The sequence below is a fragment of the Flavitalea sp. genome, assembly GCF_035489435.1.
Taxonomy (GTDB): domain Bacteria; phylum Bacteroidota; class Bacteroidia; order Chitinophagales; family Chitinophagaceae; genus DATHKG01.
In genome coordinates this window covers 1-18776 of record NZ_DATHKG010000124.1, presented here as the reverse complement: position 1 = coordinate 18776, position 18776 = coordinate 1, and the positions used below count along the sequence as shown (strand labels likewise).

General features: G+C 41.4%; 12 protein-coding genes. 4 read left to right on the top strand and 8 right to left on the bottom strand.

Annotation, left to right across the window (positions count from 1 at the left end):
- The first annotated feature begins 178 nt into the window (after positions 1-178).
- Positions 179-844: a dihydrofolate reductase family protein gene (locus VK664_RS19960; protein ID WP_461400464.1), complete on the top strand. Its 666-nt coding sequence runs from the start codon at positions 179-181 to the stop codon at positions 842-844.
- Between the two features lie 7 nt (positions 845-851).
- On the opposite strand, the gene VK664_RS19955 is transcribed toward VK664_RS19960, so the two are convergent.
- Positions 852-2870: a M13 family metallopeptidase gene (locus VK664_RS19955; RefSeq protein WP_461400463.1), complete on the bottom strand. Its 2019-nt coding sequence runs from the start codon at positions 2868-2870 to the stop codon at positions 852-854.
- Between the two features lie 212 nt (positions 2871-3082).
- Here VK664_RS19955 and VK664_RS19950 point away from each other — a divergent pair, with 212 nt between their 5' ends.
- From VK664_RS19950 to VK664_RS19940, 3 genes are all read left to right on the top strand, one after another.
- The gene (locus tag VK664_RS19950) at positions 3083-5479 is read left to right on the top strand and encodes an ABC transporter permease (protein ID WP_461400462.1); all 2397 of its coding nucleotides are present in this window, start codon (positions 3083-3085) and stop codon (positions 5477-5479) included.
- Positions 5480-5682: 203 nt separating this feature from the next.
- Positions 5683-6003, top strand: a complete 321-nt coding sequence (locus VK664_RS19945) for a hypothetical protein (protein WP_461400461.1) — start codon at positions 5683-5685, stop codon at positions 6001-6003.
- Between the two features lie 36 nt (positions 6004-6039).
- Positions 6040-6396, top strand: coding sequence for an ABC transporter permease (locus VK664_RS19940; protein WP_461400460.1), 357 nt, complete (start codon positions 6040-6042; stop codon positions 6394-6396).
- Here the strand turns inward: VK664_RS19940 and VK664_RS19935 are convergent.
- The 7 genes from VK664_RS19935 to VK664_RS19905 form a co-directional block, all read right to left on the bottom strand.
- Positions 6324-7304, bottom strand: a complete 981-nt coding sequence (locus VK664_RS19935) for a DUF6528 family protein (protein WP_461400459.1) — start codon at positions 7302-7304, stop codon at positions 6324-6326. The genes VK664_RS19940 and VK664_RS19935 overlap by 73 nt on opposite strands.
- A 39-nt stretch (positions 7305-7343) precedes the next feature.
- Positions 7344-8357, bottom strand: coding sequence for a glycerophosphodiester phosphodiesterase family protein (locus VK664_RS19930; protein ID WP_461400458.1), 1014 nt, complete (start codon positions 8355-8357; stop codon positions 7344-7346).
- 167 nt (positions 8358-8524) lie between these two features.
- Complete coding sequence (locus VK664_RS19925) at positions 8525-10009, bottom strand: arylsulfatase (RefSeq protein ID WP_461400457.1); 1485 nt, start codon at positions 10007-10009, stop codon at positions 8525-8527.
- A gap of 83 nt (positions 10010-10092) precedes the next feature.
- Positions 10093-12234, bottom strand: a complete 2142-nt coding sequence (locus VK664_RS19920; RefSeq protein WP_461400456.1) for a prenyltransferase/squalene oxidase repeat-containing protein — start codon at positions 12232-12234, stop codon at positions 10093-10095.
- Positions 12234-13673 carry an arylsulfatase gene (locus tag VK664_RS19915; protein ID WP_461400455.1) on the bottom strand — a complete coding sequence of 480 codons (1440 nt, stop codon included), beginning with the start codon at positions 13671-13673 and terminating at the stop codon, positions 12234-12236. The genes VK664_RS19920 and VK664_RS19915 overlap by 1 nt, the downstream gene beginning before the upstream one ends.
- Positions 13674-13806: 133 nt before the next feature.
- Complete coding sequence (locus VK664_RS19910; RefSeq protein ID WP_461400454.1) at positions 13807-15456, bottom strand: RagB/SusD family nutrient uptake outer membrane protein; 1650 nt, start codon at positions 15454-15456, stop codon at positions 13807-13809.
- A 26-nt stretch (positions 15457-15482) separates the two neighbouring features.
- Positions 15483-18776: TonB-dependent receptor (locus tag VK664_RS19905; protein ID WP_461400453.1), on the bottom strand; the 3294-nt coding region annotated here is incomplete at its 5' end.

Sequence of the window (18776 nt, the reverse complement as noted above, 5' to 3'; positions counted from 1 at the left end):
AGTCGCATTCAAAATATCTGCAGTCTAATACTCCAATCTTTTCTCCAGGTTATACCTTTATCTTCAGATGCCGCAAACGACCTCCATAATGTCGCGATATGCCTGCAGTGTCACGCACCTTCCGCATATATTTGTGAGTGAAATAAATTTTAATATTTGAACTTATACAAGAATCGCTATGAGTAAAATAAAAGTAACAGCATTTTCGGTTTCACTTGATGGCTATGGAGCCGGACCTGATCAAAGCAGAGAGAACCCCTTAGGTAAGAGAGGTGAAGAACTTCATGAATGGATATTCCCTACCAGGATGTTTCAGAAAATGTATGGCAAGGGAGACGGAACGGAAGGAACAGATAATGACTTCGCTGAAAAGTCATTTGAAAACCTCGGTGCGTGGATTATGGGACGCAATATGTTTGGTCCTGTTCGCGGACCCTGGCCTGATGATGAATGGAAAGGTTGGTGGGGTGAAAATCCGCCGTATCATGTTCCGGTATTTGTTTTAACAAATCACGCAAGAGAATCTGTCAGCATGAAGGGCGGAACGGTATTTCACTTTATAACAGATGGAATTGAATCTGCGCTGGATAAAGCCAGAAAAGCTGCTAACGGAAAAGACATACGCATTGGAGGAGGAACATCCACTATCCGGCAGTTCTTACAAGCAGGTTACATAGATGAAATGCATCTTGCTTTCGCTCCGGTGTTTTTCGGATCCGGAGAACACCTGTTTGCAAAAATTGATTTGCCCGGGCTGGGATTCACTGAAACACAAACAATGTATGGCAAGGGTGCAGCTCATGTGATTTTAAGGAAAGGGCAACCGGCACCATTTAGCGTATAAAGTTAACTTACCAAACTGTTATCCTTTCGTTTTCGGGTTTATACATTTTATCGCCCGGTTGCAGATTAAATGCATTGTAAAAAGGAGTGAAGTTCATCAGTGGTCCATTTACACGCCACCTGGCCGGCGAGTGCGAATTGGTGTTTACATACATGCGCATAAACTCATCTTTTGTTTTAACACGCCATATTCTTGCTATCGAGATAAAGAAACGTTGATCGGGTGTAAAGCCATCCAGCTTCGTAGTGTCTTTTCCTTGTTCCGTCAATTTGAAGGCATCATAGGCAATGGCAATACCGGCAATATCTGCTGTGTTTTCACCCACGGTTAAAGCGCCTTTTACATGCATTGAGTCAAGCACGGTAAACGAATTGTATTGATCAATCACCTGCTGTGTCCGCGCCTTGAACTTCACATAGTCAGGTTTTGTCCACCAGTCCGTCACGTTGCCTGCCTTATCATATTGAGCACCCTGATCATCAAACGAGTGTGTTATTTCATGACCAATCACCATACCGATACCGCCATAGTTTAGCGCATCATCAGCATTCACATCAAAATAAGGAGGCTGTAATATTCCGGCAGGGAAAACAATTTCATTCAGCGGAGGATTATTATACGCTGTTACTGTAGGCGGAGTCGTGTGCCATTCCGTTCTGTCAACAGGCTGGCCTAATTTAGCCAGGTTATATGCGTAATCATTTTTATTAGCCGACAAACGATTTTCAAAATAAGTATCCCTCCTCACGTTCACATTCGAATAATCTCGCCACTTATCAGGATAACCGATTTTCTCCGAAAAGGCGTACAGTTTTTCTTTAGCCTTTGCCTTGGTAGAATCGCTCATCCAATCCAGTTTATTAATACGTGCTTCAAATGCTTTTTTCAGGTTGCCTACCAGTACACTCATTCGTTTCTTTGCTTCATCAGGAAAATATTTCTTTACATACATTTGTGCCAATGCATGCCCGAGAGAGCGATCTATAGCTTGCGTCATTTCTTCGGCACGTGTTTTCTTAACAGCTTGTCCGGTCAGTATTTTTGTGTATTGAAACGACACGTCAGCAAAAGGCTGGCTTAAAAAATTCGCATAGTTGGTAAGGGCTGATGCCTTTAAATATACTTTCCAATCATTGATGGGCACCGATTTCAACATCGCATCCAGTTTGTCATAATAAGCAGGTTGCGCCAGGTTAACTGAATCAACCTTTGCTCCCAAATCGTTTAACAAGGCAGTCCAGTTTAGGTTAAGATGTTTTTTTGAAAGCTTAGTGACAGCCAGTTTATTGTAGTTAGCCTTTACATCCCTGAGTTCGATATTTGTTCTATGTGCAGTGGCCAGTTGCTTTTCTATTTCAAAGGTGAGCGTTGCGTTTTTCTCTGCGGTATTAGCCTCAGTTCCTGTCAATTCAAATAAACTGGTAAGATATTTTTTATAAGCGTTTTGAATAGCGATTGTAGAAGAATCTGATTTGAAATAATAATCTCTTTCCGGCAAACCAATCCCTGCCTGATTAAACTGGGCTATATTGATGGTACTTTGTTTGTCATCGGGCCCAACGTAAAACCCAATAATGGAGCCATTACCCAGTTTTTGTTCTTCAGCTACCAGTTTCAACAACGAAGGCAGGTTCGTAACAGCATCGATGGCTGCAAGCATAGGCTTAATGGGTTCATAACCCCGTTTGTTAATGGCGTTCGTGTCCATTCCCGAAGCATAAAAATCACCCACCTTCTGTTCAATGCTTCCTGCCGGATTATTGCTTCCTGCAACACTGTCCAGGATTGCCTGCATGCGTATACGTTGCGGATAATTTAAAAATGAATAAGATCCTACGCCTGACTGGCTGGCTGGTATTTGGGCGGTATCGTACCAAATGCTGTTAGCGTACATAAAAAAATCATCCCCAGGTTTTTTTGAAGAGTCTATCCCGGTTATGACTACGTGTTTTGTTTCTGTATCAGCACCTTGCTTACAGCCTGATGCTAAAACTACCGCCAGGAAGAAATATAATATTTTTTTCATGTTTTCTGGTTTAAAAAAGCGGATTAAATGTACACCGACTAATTCACTTTATAATTGAAAGATTAATTTTCTGTATCAACTTCCCAAAACTTTAATAAACACAGTTGATCAAGAATTTACGACAGTTGATCAGGTGAATTTTGTGAATATGTCAATTATCGGTTGATTTGCGGGTAGTAACCATCAGCAATTTTCGCCCATAACTTTAAGATATGCTTAAAAATTACTTTACTGTTGCCTTGAGATATCTTATGCGGCACAAATTAATTTCTTTCATCAATGTTTTTGGATTAAGTATTGGCATCACATTTTGCCTGATCATTGGTATTTATATATCTACTAAAAAAGCTGTCAATTCACAAATCCACAATATTGACCGGCAGTATGTATTAAAAAGTAACTGGAAGGATGACAATACTGCACCTGCAACAACAACGGTTGGGCCGCTGGCAAAAAAACTAAAAGAATTATATCCATCTCTTATTGCGAACTATTACCGGTTTGATCCGATCAACGCCATAGTTTCATCCGGAACCAGGCAATTCAGGGAAGATATTGCTATAGCCGATACCACGCTGGTATCTATGTATGGATTTCCGCTTGTTGCCGGCAACAAGGCGGCTGCTTTCAGAGACAACAGATCGGCAGTAGTCACTGAAGCCTTTGCAAAAAAACTATTTGGAGGATCCGATGTGCTGGATAAAATTCTGACTATCCATACGCAGAAAGGAACAAAAGAAGATTTTGCTATTACGGCTGTTTTAAAGGATATGCCGTTTAATTCTGTCATGAACTATAACCAGGGTCATCAATACGAGGTATTTGTTCCCATGGAAAGCGACACGCTGTTCCGGTTACAACACTATGGAGACAACTGGAGTATAGTGTTCGTAACTGGCATGGTTGAATTGAAGCCTGGCGTTGATCCTGCTTATGTAACAGCACTTTTGCCCCAGGTATTAAAATCAAATGCCGCTCCATGGATCAGTTCCGGTTTAAGTGCCGAATTAAGTGCAATGAAAGATTACCACCTGAAAGAGAATAATGGCACCGTTAGAAAGATGATGAATGCACTTACGCTTGTGGGGTTATTGATATTATTAATGGCTGTGATTAATTTTATTAATATTAGTATAGGTATTTCTGCATGGAGAATAAAAGAGATTGGTTTAAGGAAAGTATTCGGCGGCAATAGAAGGCAGCTTGCCATCCAGCACGTATTCGAGGCGCTGGTTCTTAGCTATCTTGCTGCAACTTTGGCTGCTTTATTTTATGAATTGGCACGTCCTGCTTTTAATAACTTGTTGGCTACAACACTTACTCCCCTGTTTGATTTCAATACTACTACCATATTAACAGGATTGCTATTCGTTGCCCCGATAGGAATTATAGCAGGCATATATCCTTCCTTTGTCCTGAGTGCTGTTAGTGTGACAACTGCAGTTAAAGGTAAAGCTGGTTCAGTGCAAGCGGGGATCACGATGAGAAAGGGACTGCTGATCATGCAGTTTTCCCTGGCAGTTGCGGTTTTCATCAGCAGCCTTATTGTGTCCCGGCAGGTTTCATTTTTCTTCACCAAGGATCTGGGATACAAGAAAGATCAGGTACTGGTTATCTCATCTGTTCCACATAAATGGGATTCGGCAGGTATAATACAGATGGAATCTATCAGGGATCAACTTGCTGGTGTGAATGGAGCTATGGCTGTTTCATTATCGTCTAATATTCCTGATGGCAGGCCGGAAGGATCCGGAGGCCTTTCACCAAGTGGAAAAGGCGGTAAAAAACTTACCTGCCCGATAATAGTTGCAGACCGAAATTTTGCAAAAGTGTATGGAATTCCAATGAAGGAAGGTGTATTCTTTAGCCAGGAAAGCTACATTCCGGGGCAAATTGTTTTAAATGAATCTGCTATAAAAGCACTTGGCTGGGAAACTGCAACAGGCAAACGTGCCGGCAGGCTGATTGGCAGAGAATTGACCGTAGCCGGTGTTATCAGGGACTTTCATATTGCGTCATTGCACGAAAATATTGAGCCTCTTGCCATCATGAATATACGGGACATGCAGGCTTATGATTACCTTTCCCTGAAGCTTGCATCGACAGACATACACGCGACGGTTTCTGGCGTTGAAGCCAAATGGAAGGAATTGTTCCCCGGCACTCCGTTCGAGTACTTTTTTATGGACGAAAAGTTCCACGCAATATATAAAGCCGATCTCCAGCTAAAAACAGCTTCTTCAATAGCCACCGCCCTTACTCTTATAATCGTGTTACTGGGCATTGTTGGTGTAATCACTTTTACGCTTACAAAGCGGACAAGGGAGATTGCAACACGTAAAGTGCTGGGCGCTTCCGCCGGAAGAATCATTGGACTTTTTCTTAAAGAATATGCGGTATTGATTTTTGTTTCCAATCTGATAGGCTGGCCCCTGGCATATTTCGCAACTACTAGATGGCTTGAAAACTATGCTTACAGGATACCAATTACCATTGTACCTTTCCTGACTGTCGCGATTTTAATTTTTTTAACGATTACGGCTGCGATAACAGTAATATGTTTTAAAACTGCGTCTTCAAGGCCTGCGCAAAGTTTAAGGATTGAATAATGCGTGCCTTGATTCAATGACCTACACTAATTGACCTACACTTATTGACCTACACTTATTGACCTACACTTATTTTGATGAAATAGCAAATGATGCAAATTGACTGGTTACGAACACAAGTTGTATCGTAATCATACAATAAGCGTTTAATAACATTTTGGAAAGACATTGATTTAGAATAAATTACTTCGCTGGCATCAATCTTGACCCGCTTTGGCTTGCTGATGGTTAATCTCAATAATGCCTGGAGAAATTTCCGTAAAGGAAAACTCATCTCCGCTATAAACCTTGGTGGACTTGCGGTTAGTGTCACATTCTGCGTAATTATTCTTTTGTGGGTGAAGGATGAGTACGGCGTCGACGGTTTTCATAAAAATGCATCCCGGATTTACAACGTCTATGAACGGGAGTTTGCGGATGGAAAAGTGGTTCACGATTACTCGACGCCGGGTCTGCTCTCGGAAGAATTGAAAAAGAAAATTCCTGAAGTGCAATGGGCAGCGGTGTTCGATCAGAATAATTAAGGAACCCTGCAGGCCGGCGATAAATGGATAAAGTATGTGGGCTTATATGCCAATGAAGATTTTTTAAAGGTCCTGACCTTCCCCCTCTTGCTTGGCAAAACCGAAGAAGTGCTTAAGGGCCCGTCATCGATAGTCATTTCAGAAAGAGTAGCCATCGATCTTTTCGGATCTGTTGATAAAGCCATAGGGCAAACTTTGCGTTATATGGATCGTGATGATTTTAGCGTTTCAGGAGTGCTGGCTAATGTGCCGGATCATTCCAGTCTCAGGTTTGACTATATTATAAATTGGCAAATATTTCGAAGACAACGTTCGTGCGTTTACCTGCAGACCTTTATGTCAGACAAAGGCTGGTTACTGAATGTATCAGTCAATAACCATCGGGCTTTATAGATTTTTAATCCTTCCTGCTTAAAAATAGTTTTGCCTTTATCATCCTTTACTTCATCTGTCCACCAACTTGTTTTTGGCTGCATCATAACAGTGGCATAACCAGCAGGACCTGATGAAACATTTTTTATATCTTTTATAGACGATGCTTCAACAGCTGTCACTTTTTTTGTTGAGGGGTTCACACTGAATACTCCGTGCACTGTTGTCAGCCACAGTTGATCTTTACCAAATACCGGGTAAAGGTCATGCGCATCGGTATCTGGCAAAATGGTAGAGTCTGCCAGGATCAGATCAGGCTTAAGGCAGTCAAAATTGTACTTGTAAGTATATAATTTATTCCTGCCGGCAGACCAGAGAAGCTGTCTTTTCTGATCCCAAACTACATTATGAGCGAAGGGCAGATATATTTTTTTCCGGTACAAACTATCGTGAAAATGTAAAGTATCGGTGTTGAAAACCATCAGATAGTTGGCAGTACTGGAAGCAGTAACGATATTACCATCAGGCAGCAGATCGGCAGAATGCGTATTCCCACCGGCATATGAATAAAACACCGTTTTTTTATCGGATATCCGAACCAGTGCCACACCACCGCCACTGGCTACGATCAACAGATATTTACCATTATAAACGGACTTGACATCACTGGGTGCAGAAAACCATTTAGTATCCTTTGGCAGCACACCATCATTTTCCGGCTTCCACTCCCAGGTAATTTTACCGGCATCTGCATCAACTATCAGGATCCGGTTTTGAGACTGGTCCGTAATAAGCAGGTATTTATTGGCGTTCTGAGTAATGGTATGGTCCACAAAAACAGTTACCGATTTGCAATTTAAGGGCAATTTATAATTGCCGGTAAGGAAATAAACCAGGCAGATACCGGGAATAAGAAGATAATTTTTCATCACGATCAATAATAAGTAAACATTGATAAACCGCCACAATTATTGTGTTATTTTAAAATATTTTTGCTTCGAACTTTTAGCTGGTCTTATTTTGAAAAGAGCAGCACCAGCTTCTATTCCCAGGTCCGCTTCAATAATATCAGCACCGCTTTTGACTATATCATGATAGCGAGTTGCCAGGTCATCCAGACTTTTTATTTTTCCACTTGTATATTCCCTGTCGGCGGTGCGGGAACTACCCATAATGCACATAGCACCTTTAGCATGGATCAATTGAAATATGTTTGCATCAGACGGCTTTGTATGAGTAACAAAAGCTACCACATTTGACCAGGGAACACCCGTTGAATCAAACCTTTTTATTGCCTGGGCATCCGGCATCATCACCTCCATCATAATATCCTTATCGATTTCATAACATTTTTTTGCATCCTCATAGCTGTATGCGATAAGAATGACATTAGCCTGGGCTTTATGTTCACGTATTTTTTGAGCGCGTACTTCTACAGGAACTTCTTTTGCATCCAACACTAAGATAGTTTTTCCTTTAACCCATTCCAGCATTTCGTCGAGGGTCGACATGCTGTATTGGGTAACTTTGCCTTCGGTATCTTTCAGCTTGAACTTTCTTAGTTCTTCCAGGGTATAGTTGATTATTTTACCATGGCCATTTGATGTCCGGTCTAAGGTAGGATCATGCATTACCACCAACGCACTGTCTTTGGTATAGTGCGGATCCAGTTCTATAATAGACCATGTTTTTTGTAAGGTGTTTTCAAAAGTGGCAATACAATTCTCCGGAAAACCTTTTAAGGGTCCGCCCCTGTGCGAACTGATGAAGGCGATACGGTCATTGGTGTAGTGAAAAAAATCTTTCAGATCACGAGGGTTTTTAATGTCAATCACATGTAAGGGTGCTGCTTTATCAAGCTGTACTGTTTTATCAAGCTGTACTGTTTTATCATGATTTACTGTAAAAGCAGTAACCAATACCATACAACCAGCCATAAGCAGGCAGGTTATGAGTTTTGTTTTTTTATATTGGTGATTCATAGTTGTAATTTTTTCAATTAATAATTTTATAGACATGATAATTTTATAGTGATGATAATTCTATAGTGATGATAATTTTAACGATAATAACTGTATTGAGACAATAACGGTATTGGACAATAACTGTATTGAGATAATAGCCTACCTGGTATTCTGTGCCGTTGCCCCTATTCTTTTGCTGTATTCTTTGGCGGTGTATAAAAATTCCATTCTGCCAGTACCGCAAGCTCCCGGGTTGCCAGGTATTTTTTTGCTTGTTCGACTATCTGTGGATTTTGTTTTGCTAAATCCGTTTTTTCTGAAAGATCGTTTTGAAGATCGTACAACTCAATTGGCGCGTTCGCATTTATATGAGTTCCTTTACGTACCGCCTTCCAGTTGCCGAAACGTACAGCCTGCATGCCGCGCATCGAATTATGTATCTCCCAGTAAAGAAAGGGATGCTTTTTCTGAGCCTTGTTTAATAATGTGGGAAGAAAAGAAATACCATCAATTTTTTCGGAGGTATATGTGCCGGCGACCTCTCCAAAAGTCGGCATCAGATCCCAGATAGCTGATGGATGATCCGATTGAGTGCCCGCTTTAATTTTACCCGGCCAACAGGCGATAAATGGTACCCGGATACCACCTTCGTATAAAGCACCTTTTCTACCACGAAGTTCACCCGTACAATTAAAATAATCTGCATCCACGCCCCCTCCAACTGCTGCACCATTATCGCCTGTGAATATTACCAGGGTATTCTTGTCAAGATTCAATTTTTTCAATTGTTGTAATATTCTGCCTACATAATCATCGAGCAGGCTAATCATGGCTGCATAAGTAGCGCGCGGTGTACGGTTTGGCAGATAACCGCCTTTGTAAGGTTTATCTTCAAATTTCCCGAGATAAGGTTGAAGATAGTGATCGGGTATTTGCAACGACATATGCGGAAGCGTATATGCCATATACAGGAAAAAAGGTTTGTCTTTATTATTACCAATAAATTTTAAAGCTTCCCCGGTTATCGTGTCACAGGAATATACCTTGCCCTGGTAAGCTTTATAAGATTCGGGGTCATCAGGATTTTTATCGCCCAGTTGCTGATGGGAACTGAAATAATCATTGGGCAGTTTTTCCGATACTTCATTGCGCCATAAATGAGTTGGATAATAATTATGTGCCTGCTTCTGATCGAGATAACCATAAAAAAAATCGATGCCTTGTTTCCAGGGTACACCGGGAGAGCCGGGACCACCCAGCCCCCATTTTCCCATGGCAGCTGTTTTGTAACCGGCTGACTTCATCAGTTTTCCAAGCGTAAAAATATTGGCCGGTAATGGCAACTGGCCGAATTCCGTAGAATCTTCAAATCCACCCAGTTCATAATTATCGCGTACGATGCTATGCCCCGAATGCATGCCGGTAATAAAACTTGCCCTGGTAGGCGAACAAATTGAGTTGGCATAGAAACTTGTAAGCTTCATTCCCTCTTTCGCCATCCGGTCAAGGTTTGGCGTTAATATCTTTTGCTGCCCGAAAGCGCCGATACTTGCATATCCCAGGTCATCGGCCATAATAAAAATGATGTTAGGCTTTTTCTGTGCCATTACAGATAAAGACAACACTAAAGAAATTATGCAGCTTAAAAATTGTTTTCGATATTCATTCATAGCGGCTCATTATATCTGATTTCGATTAAAAACCATCATTTTCATCATCACTCACAACTCACCACTCACTCATAACTCATCACTCATAACTCATCACTCACATCAAACTGTCTTGTCACTATCCTTACTACATTAGTCTTCAAATTTCGTAAAGAAGCCTGTAAAGTATGTTTACCCGGAGAAAGTTTTTTGGATGTATAAAGGTAGTAACTGTCTGTTACTGCTCCCCTCCTGTCTTTTAGTTCGACATACTGGTGTTCTACCGGCATGTTATCGATACGTAACTGTTCCAGTTTAACCAATGGGGCTTTCATGATCTGCTTATTGGTATCCCACCAGCAACGGATACGGATATTTAACCCTTTATCAGGACTTGCGGTTTCAAATGAATCAGCAGGATGAAGTACCGTGATGGCAGCCCAGGGATGATTGAGTTCGTTACCTGTTTCGTTCCACCATTTCCAGTTCTGTTGTTGCGATAAAACATATTCCTGTACCCCGGCAGCGCCTCCAAGCATTCTTGTTTTAAATGCAGAAACGGAATCGTGCCTTACTGCCACCACCCAATTGTTCTTTAATGCTTTTAATAATCCTTCATGGGTGGGTTCAGTAGCCAGGAACAAAGTACGATATGCAAGCAGGTCATTTGACCACCACCATGATTCAGTACCATGAGCATCCTGCAAAGCAACAAGCGGAAGCTGATAACGATACTGATAAAGAAAAGGAAGGAAGAATAAAAAATTCTGGCCAAAGTGAATGGTGCTGATGGCAGCATAGCCTCCTTTTCTGACAGATTCGTCCAACAGCAACCTGGACATCGCTTCGTTATTGGATATTTGAAATATCAGTCCGCCTTTATTATTTAACAAGGGTTCAACAACAGTTTTCCTGTATTGGGGCCAGGGTGTTTCATTTTCTATTTTCAATGCAGGTGCATTTACCGGGGCAAAATAATCAAGGATATGACCAAAGGTGCCCATACCATCCACGCTTACATTTTTGCCATAGGGTTCATCAGCGTAAAAAAAAGTGACCGGAACCTTCTTCTCATTCGCGATCCGCTGCGCTTCGGCCGACCAGGCAGCATTCCCATTTTTAGCACCCCACAAATGAATACGAAAACTATCTGCCAGCATCACTGCTTCCGAAGGACTGCCCGAACCCTGTGCTTCAAATTGAACGGTAAACACTTTCAACTTCGAAAGATCTTCCGTTTTTTGAACCACCGCCTGTTTGGGAGCTTTGGCTGCATCCAGTGATGAAAATGCATTCAGCGCTTTTAATGCATCGATGGCATAGTAGGTTGACATCGGCGTTGAAGGCAGTCCCGGCCGGTTACCAAAACCACCATCCGTATTCCGGAGTGATAATAAATATTTTATACATCCTTTCAGATTTGAAGGCTTAGCTCCGGATAATTCCAGTGATTTTACAGCAGCCCAGGTATATACTACTTCATCGTTACCCGCTATTTGCGGATGCGGCTGATGTGTGAAACCTCCGTCTTTAAGTTGACATGATTGTAGCCAGGAAATAATTTGTTTTTGAGACTTATTATTTTCTCCAAATATTTTTAGGGTATACAAACTCCACCAGGTGTTTAACACATTACCGTCACCGTTAGCGGCAGGCGCATTATTATAACTTCCATTCGCCCTTCTTCGTTCATCCAGGTATTTTTTGAATGAAGATGAAATATCATCCACTGATAGTTGCAGCAGGTTTCGGCAAACCGGGGTCATTACCTCCTGCATCAATACTCCATAATTATGTGTTTCATAATTGTAGAGGTTTTTTGCATCGGACTTCCAGCCGCCTACTTCTTTTTTAAATTCAGACAAATCGCCGCCAAGCCATGCAAGACTTTGCATTTGCTGGTAGAGTAAAATCCTTGCATCAAAACCGCTGGGACCGGTTTCTTTATTAACGGTTCGCTGAGGATGATGTGTTCGCACAAATTCTATCAGGGATGTTTTATCAGCAGGAAGCTGATCTATATCCTTTAAAATGCCGATCACTGCATAAGTCGGCTCTATATGAGAGTCAGGCTGATCATCCCACCCATAACCGCCATCGCTTTTGGAAAGTTTTTTATCGATGTATTGTTGTAACTGGTTCTTCCAGGAAGCTTGTGCATCGACCTGTTTATAACAACCCATAAAAACCATCAACACGAACAAATATCTCAAAATAATCAAAGGCCTCGTAAAACGATTTGTCATCAGTTCGTTTGTTTTTTATATGGAAAATAGGGGGCATTATCTATAGTACAGCCTGGCAGTATAGCTGTTATCTTTTTAATGACATCAGGATTTTCATTCGCAACATCATTCTTCTCACCTGGATCGGTTTCCAGGTTGTAGAGCGCTATCGGCGCATTTTTATCCTTGTACATATCTTTTTTTATGGCTTTCCATTTACCCATCCGCAATGCAATACTTTCCAGGTAATTCCTTGGCGTATTATTTTCAGGCTTATTCCAGTTATAGTTATAAGTGAAATATTCCCAATACAGATACGAATGGTCAGCCTGTTTTTTTCCTGTTAATTCTGGCCAAAGTGAAATTCCATCTAAACCTGCAGGGGTAGAAATTCCTGTTACCTGGCAGATGGTCGGCAACAGATCCCACGATGCCGATATAAGATCTGAGACCGTTGCAGACTTTATTTTACCCGGCCAATATGCAATCATCGGCACCCTGATTCCGCCTTCGTATAGCCCGAATTTGGATCCGTTAAAAGGTCCGTTGCTTTTGAAGAACCTTGCAAAACCTGCATTGGCTCCATTGTCGCTTGCAAAAAATATAAGTGTATTATCCGCTACGCCTTTTTCTTTCAATACTTTCATGATACGGCCTATATCCCTGTCGAGTTTGCTGATCATGGTAGCATACACTTTGAAGTTAGGCTGCCAGTTATTATTTATATAGGGGGTATCAGGTGGTAATGAATATTCGCCGTGTGGAAGCGTATAAGGCAGGTATAAAAAGAAAGGTTGCTTTTTATCGATATCATTTAGATAATCCATTGTTTTTTGCACAATGAGATCATGACTATATACCCCTTTTGCGCCATCCTTGTTTTGCGCGAGCTCAATCTTTTTACCAGTTTCATATAAAAATGGCGGATAATAATTATGGGCCTTTATCTGGTCGAGATAACCATAGGTGTAATCAAATCCCTGTTTTTCCGGTCCATCCTGTTCGCCGCCCAGGCCCCATTTACCAATAAGTGCGGTATGATACCCGGCTTTTTTCAGGTATTCAGCAACAATCATTTTTTCACCTGGCAGCGCCGGATCTTCCTGTTTGTCAGTTAAGAAATTTCCCCGGATATATGTATGACCGGTGTGCTGACCTGTAAGCAATGTTTCACGTGAAGGTGCACAAACACTGCATCCTGAATAGTAATTTGTAAATCGCATGCCGCCGGCTGCAAGCGCATCGATATTTGGTGTATGAATGAGCTTTTGTCCATAACTGCCAAGATCTCCATAACCCAGGTCATCGGCCAGGATTATTATGATGTTGGGTTTTTTCTGCTGACTATAGGATGAATTAAACAGAAGGAAGGCAATAACCAAAAGAAAAGACAATCTTAAATGAGCTTTAAAGTTTTTTACACCATTTGCATATAAAGCGCGCGTTTCATTTTTGTTCATAAACTTTGAGATTGATCATAACAGTCAGGCGCTGTTAATGGCTGGAAAAATATTGAACAAACAGTACTAAAGGAAAGCTATTAACCACTTATTGGATAATGTGGATTAATAGCTTTCCGGTTTCTGTATCTTTTTAGTTGAATCCAGGGTTTTGCGTTAGTTTGGGATTTTTGTCCCTCGCATATTGAGGCACTGGTTGGAGATATCCTTTAGCAGCATCGAATTTAACGGTACGAACCACTACCTTTTCATAATTCAATATATTGCCGGAAGCGGTAATTTTCATTCCATATATTGGCTGACTGAAAACCTGTGCCGCTGTTTTCCAGCGCATGATATCATAGAATCTTTTTCCCTCAAAAGCAAATTCGATCCTGCGTTCATGACGAATCCGGTTGCGCATGTCCGTTTGTCCAAGGCCGAATGGAAGAGCTGGTTGCCCTGCACGTGCACGAACCTTATTAACAGCGTCATATACTGATGCATCGGGACCTTGTAGTTCGTTCTGCGCTTCAGCATAATTAAGCAAAACTTCTGCATATCGCAACATAATGACATTAGTGCCATCCAGTGAACCACCTGTAGAACCGATCGTAGAATCCTGTAATTTTCTTACAAAATACCCGGTCCTGCCCGCATTGCCCGTTATACCGGTAAGATTGATTTGATTAGGATTGTTTGGTATTCCCAACCGGGTATATACTGTTTTGCCTCTCCAGGTACAGCCATCATAAATAATGGAAGCATAAAAACGTTTTTCCCTGTTTAGATAAGGTTTAGAAGGATCATAAACCACAGATCCTCCGGCAGCAGTTTTCCCATCGGTAAATTCATAGTCGTCGACCAGGTTCTGGGTGGGATCACATGAGCCCCAGCCAGCTCCTTTAGCTACATCGACAACACCCCAGTACTGGTTGATACTCTTTGACTTTATAGTAGGTGCAAACTGAATATCAAAAAGAACTTCTTTGTTGTTTTCATTATTGGCATAAAACAAACCAACATAATCAGGGAACAGGTCGTACACTTTTCCGTTACCCATTTCATCGATGATCTTTTTATTTGTAGCTGCTGCATCTGCCCATTTGCCTGCATATAGTTCCGCTTCTCCTTTCAATGCGAGCGCCGCTCCTTTGGTAGCACGGCCGATATTTTTTCCTGTTACCGTAAGTGGAAGATCAATTGAAGCTTCAGCGCATTCGGTCTGAACAAATGCCACACATTCTTCATAAGTATTTCTTGCAAAAAATATGTCGTCACCGGTATTGTTATCAAGCACTTTGGTGATCAATGGAACACCTCCATACAGATCGATCAGTGTACGGTAAAAATGAACACGGAGAAAGCGGGCCTGGGCAATCATCCTGTTTTTTGTTCCATCAGGGAAATCGGAGGCTGTAACTTTTTGAATAAACAGGTTACACTTCCTGATATTGGCATACATATTTGTCCAGGTGTTCTGAAACATCGAGGTAGAAGGATTATTACTACCATTGTCAAGATACTGGGCTGAAGCAAGACCGGATGAAGGCCCATAGGTGGTATTGTCGGTAAAGTCGTCCAGCGGATCATTACTGATCTCACTGGGAACGGCTGTGAATACATTTGGAAAAGGACCTGCATTCAGACTATTGTAGATATCATTTAAAAACAAATTAGCAGTTGCAGAATCTTCCCATACAGTAGCATCACTCAGCTTATCTGTAGGTGTTATCTCTAATTCATTTTTATTGCATGAAGCAAAAAGGATCAGAGTTGAAAATATTATTAAACAAAACTTCATATAAAATATTTTTAGCTGTAAACAGATCAGAAACCAACATTTACTCCAAAAGAAAAAGTCTTTTGCTGGAAATAATAGCGGGCCCTGTCGTTACCTAATTCCGGATCAAGGAATTTAATATGACTAAAGGTTAACAGGTTCTGTCCCGACACGAACACACGGAACGATTGTAACTTCACGGTGTTTATGATTGATTTGGGTAATGAATAACCAAGTTCAAGCGTTTTTAACCGTATGTAATTACCATTCTTTATCCAGAAGGATGATTTTTGCTGGTTATTTGTGATCAGCGTTGAAGTCAGACGTGGATAACTGGCTCCGGGATTTTCCGGTGACCAATAATCCGTTTGCTCTTCAAATATCTTGGCACCATTATAAAATGGATAAGCAGTTTCGCCACTAAGATAAATACTTGCTTTACCTGCGCCTTGCCAAAGTGCCGAGAGATCAAATCCTTTCCAGGAAGCTCCCATATTAAAACCATATGTTATGAGCGGGAACAATGGATCGCCAATTTGCGTGTTGTCGTTAGCATCTATTTTTCCATCTGGTGCGGTGGACTTACCATCTGCGCCGGCGGGTCCGGCCAAATCTGCATATTTGATATCACCTGGTAATACTGGGCCAAAAGTAGGAACTGGTTGACCTGCTTTCAGGGTTTTACCGTCAGCTTCAAAATCACTCAGCTGATAAAGACCGAGGGCTTCCAGGCCGAATTGCGCGTTTAAAGGTCTGCCTGTGGTACGCCTGTTGGGATTATTGAATGTAGAAGCTGCTTCCAGCGTCTGAACGAGTTTGTTCTTTGCATATGAAAAATTAAATGCGCCTGTGAGTCGAAGACCATTGCCAAATTTGTGTTCAGAATTAACACTAAATTCTATACCCTGGTTTTCCATTATGCCACCATTAACCTGTGAAATACCAATCCCGTATTCAGAAGGTACCACCTGGTTTGGACTGATAAGCATATCCGATCTTTTTTCTTTAAATACATCAATCGTAAATCCAAGTTTTCCATGCCATAAAAGACCATCAATACCGATATCTGTTTTTGTAGCTGTTTCCCAGGTAATATTGGGATTAGCCTGTGAATTTTCGTAAATGCCCTGAACCTGTCCCGGAGCCGTTCCTCCAAAAACATAAGCACCACGCAAGCCATAAGAAGTCAGATACTGGAAGGGATTACCGGCAAGGTTTCCGGACACACCATAAGAACCACGAAGTTTTAAATGATCGATCCAGGGTAGCCTGTCTTTAATAAAATTTTCTTCAGATAATCTCCAGCCAACTGAGACAGCTGGAAAAAAAGCATAACGTTCACCAGGCGCAAAATAATAATGCCCGGAGTAACGACCAGATAATCCAAGCATGTACTTGCTGTTATATGCATAGTTTGCCTGGTAAACCCAACCCACCTGGGCACTCTTACCGGATGAGCCGGAATTATTGAAATCAATCTTATCGCTACTTCCCAATGACAGTTCATCAAGGAATACGGCATAATTTATACGCCCTGCAGAAAAAGCATTTGTTATTCCATCCTGTTTTTCAAACACACCTATTGCATTAATGCTATGTTTTCCAAACGTGCGGTCATAGTTTAAATATCCCTGTATAACAATGCGCTGATTATCGCTGAAAGATTGTGACAAAGTTGGTGTCGGCGGACCCGATACCTGTGTATTAAACTGATCCTGCGCATTCAGACTATAGAAAGTAAGCGGCAGGTTCCAGGTCTTACCAAATGAATAATTTTTATTGTAAGCAAAAGCTCCTTTTAGAGATAACCCTTTTATAAAGGGTAACTTTTGTTCTATGGTCAGTTTTGCGTTGAGTATATTATTGTTATTATTATTATAACCACTTTCATAGATCTGTGGCCACAATGCATGTGCAGCCAGGCCATTGCTATACTTAAGCGCTAATATCGGCGGGATTTCCGTTACGTCTGTAAATATCGAACCTCCATCATGTCCGCTGGGATTGGTTTGTTTTCCTAAAGAACCATTGAGGTCAAGTGACACCGTAGTGCTGGCAGTAACATCAGCATCTATATTGGCCGTTAAATTATATCGTTTAAAATTGATATTTGGGACAACTCCTTCCTGGTACAGATAACCGATATTACTATAGAAACGTATTTTTTGCGTACCGCCCGTAAACGACAAGGTATGACGGGTTATGGGTGAATTGAAATTAATGATCTCTTTCACCCAATCAGTATTTGGATAATGATCAGGATCACTGCCGTCTTTGAATTTCTGAAGTTGTTCCGGGGTATAAGTTGCCGCATTGCCAATATTTTGATTGGCGATACTCAGCAGCCGGCCGTAATCATAAGAATTCAAATAATTTGGTATGGAAGTAGGTTTTTGAAACCCGTAAAATCCATCGTAATTTAGAGAGAACTTTCCTTCCTTTCCACGTTTGGTTGTTACGAGTATTACGCCATTTGCTCCTGCAAGGCCATAAGGCGCTACTGCAGCAGCATCCTTGAGTACGGATATAGTTTCAACTTCGTTTGGATTAAGCTGGTTATAATCCATCGGGATTCCATTTACAATAACCAGGGGTGCGGAGTTACCTGTTGTACCTATACCCCTGATCTGTATCTGGTCGTTATCGTTGCCCGGAGCTCCGCTCGACTGGCGTGAAAGTACGCCTGCCAGCCGGCCGCCCAGTGTATTACTAATATTGGCAACAGGTGCTTTTGTAATTTCTTCGCCTCCAATAGTGGAAACGGCTGCTGTTACAGCGGTTCTTTTCTGCTTGCCATAACCCATTACAACCACTTCATCCAGCCCATTTATTGCCTGTTGAAGAACAACTGTCACTCTTTCTCCATCCTTTACCTTTAATTCCTTTGTTTCATAACCAACATAACTAAAAGTGATGATGGAAGAAGTATTGTCCTGGAAACGCAGGTCAAATTCCCCGGCATTATTGGTGACGGTACCCAGCGATGTTTCCTTTACGGTTACTGTTACGCCAGACAAAGGCAAACCTTTGCTATCACTCACTTTTCCGGATACCTGTATGATCGCCTCTATTTTATCAACCGGTGATAATACAATAGCCTTATTCTCGAGTATGCTGAATTTTAAACCGGTTTCTGTTAAAATTTTGCCGAGTATTTCCGAAAGCAATACATCCTGCGCTTTGATGCTTACAATTGTTGCAGCAGGCAGGTCATCATCACTATAAAAAATGCGATAACCACTTTTCTTTTCTATTATGGTTAGCGCTTTATTGAGTTTTACCTCTGTGAGATTGAGACTGATTTTCATATCTCCCTGGGAAAATCCCCGGGCAGAAACCTG